This window comes from Pseudomonas sp. 2VD, assembly GCF_005503585.1.
GTDB classification, from domain to species: Bacteria; Pseudomonadota; Gammaproteobacteria; order Pseudomonadales; family Pseudomonadaceae; genus Pseudomonas; species Pseudomonas aeruginosa.
In genome coordinates this window covers 1-1,885 of sequence record NZ_SCND01000605.1, presented here as the reverse complement: position 1 = coordinate 1,885, position 1,885 = coordinate 1, and the positions used below count along the sequence as shown (strand labels likewise).

Sequence of the window (1,885 nt, the reverse complement as noted above, 5' to 3'; positions counted from 1 at the left end):
GCGGCGGACGCGGCTGCTGCAACGGCGGATAGAGGAGCTTGGCGCCCTTCACCTGGATGTGCTTGCCGGCGTAGTCGACGGTCTCGCCCTCCAGCACGCGACGCCAGATGCGGGTGAATTCGACCGACGCCTCGTAGCGTTCGGCGTGGCTCAGGTGCAGGCCGTCGCCAGCCAGTTCGTCGGGATCGCCGCCGGTGACCAGGTTGAACAGCGCGCGGCCGTTGGACAGCCGGTCCAGGGTCGCCGCCTGGCGCGCGGCGACGGTCGGCGAAATGATCCCGGGACGCAGCGCGACGAGGAACTTCAGGCGCTGGGTTACCGGGATCAGCGAGGCGGCGACCAGCCAGGAGTCCTCGCAGGAACGTCCGGTGGGGATCAGTACGCCGCCGAAGCCCAGGCGGTCGGCGGCCTGGGCGATCTGCTGCAGGTAGCCGTGGTCGACGGCACGGGCGCCCTGGGTGGTGCCCAGGTAGTGGCCGTCGCCGTGGGTGGGAAGGAACCAGAAAATCTCGAGGCTCATCGCAATTGACTCCAGGGTGAGCGCGCCGGCGTGGCGTAGCCGCGCGATGATCGTGTCGGTATGTGGGCGGTACGGGCTCAGGGGGCGCTGGCGACCTTGCCGGCCGGCGGCGTCCAGATCACGTCCTTGACGCTCAGCGGTTTGGGAATCAGCTTCAGCTGGGTGAAGGTGTCGGCGATCTTCTGCTGCGCCTCGACCACCGCCGGGGTGATCAACTGCGCGCCGTAGCCCTGGCGCTTCACCGCGGTAAGGGTGATGTCGGCGGGCAACCCGAGCAGCGGCGCGACCTGCTCGGTCACCTGCTGCGGGTTGGCCCGCGACCAGTCGCCGACCTGGCGGATCTCGTCCACCAGCTTGTCGAGCACCTGCGGATGCCGTTGCGCGTAAGTCCGGGTGGCGAGGTAGAACTGGTGGTTGTCGACCAGCTCGCGACCATCCACCAGGACCCGCGCGGACAACTGCTTCTCGGCGGCGGCCTGGTAGGGGTCCCAGATCACCCAGGCGTCGACGCTGTGACGCTCGAAGGCGGCGCGGGCGTCGGCCGGCGGCAGGTAGACGGGTTGGATGTCGCTGTACTTCAGACCGGCCTGCTCGAGGGCGCGGACCAACAGGTAATGCACGTTGGAGCCCTTGTTCAGGGCGACTTTCCTGCCCTTCAGCTCGGCCACCGACCGAATCGGCGAGTCCTTCGGCAGGAGGATCGCCTCGCTGGTCGGCGCCGGCGGTTCGTAGGCCACGTAGAGCAGGTCGGCGCCGGCGGCCTGGGCGAATACCGGCGGGGTTTCCCCGGTCACGCCGAAGTCGATGCTGCCGACATTGAGCCCCTCGAGCAGTTGCGGGCCGCCGGGAAACTCGGTCCATTGCACCTTCACGCCGTCTTCGGCGAGACGTTTCTCCAGGGTGCCGCGGGCCTTGAGCAGGACCAGGGTGCCGTATTTCTGATAACCGATCCGCAGGGTGTTGGCCGACTTCTCGTCGGCCTGGACGCCGTAGGACAGGGCCGCCACCAGCAGGGCCGCCAGTCCACGACGCAAAGCGATGGTGCGCATGGCGCTCTCCTTTGTCGTTGTGGGTGCCGAACCTGCCGCGCCGTTGACGGAACAGTGAGGTCGTCGTGTGTGCGTTGTGCAATCGGGCCGCGGCGCGCGTGCGCTGGCGGCGGACGGATCAGATGCTCCAGCGGGCGTTCACCAGGCGCTCGTTGAGCAACTGCGGGTCGATCGGCTGCGGCCGTCGCGAGAGGGCCAGGTGGAAGGTTTCCAGGGCGTTTTCCAGGCGCTGCTCGAGGACCGGCTCCAGGCGCGCCGGGTCGCTCTCGGTGGCGTAGGCGATCTGCTTGTCCACGGCGAATACGCCGTGCAGCAC

At 68.5% G+C, this 1,885-nt stretch carries 2 protein-coding genes and 1 pseudogene; all 3 read right to left on the bottom strand.

All coding sequences use genetic code 11. The features are described 5' to 3' along the window. A partial coding sequence (locus FFS27_RS32320; protein WP_137952531.1) for an LLM class flavin-dependent oxidoreductase occupies positions 1–520 on the bottom strand: 520 nt, incomplete at its 3' end. Between the two features lie 77 nt (positions 521–597). Further along, positions 598–1,569: a sulfonate ABC transporter substrate-binding protein gene (locus FFS27_RS32315; protein ID WP_015502542.1), complete on the bottom strand. Its 972-nt coding sequence runs from the start codon at positions 1,567–1,569 to the stop codon at positions 598–600. Between the two features lie 118 nt (positions 1,570–1,687). After that, positions 1,688–1,885: pseudogene (locus FFS27_RS32310) on the bottom strand (NADPH-dependent FMN reductase); the annotation flags it as partial.

Bases quoted from the DNA above. Each gene is read 5' to 3' on its own strand.
- FFS27_RS32315 (WP_015502542.1), bottom strand. From the start codon at position 1,569: ATGCGCACCATCGCTTTGCGTCGTGGACTGGCGGCCCTGCTGGTGGCG.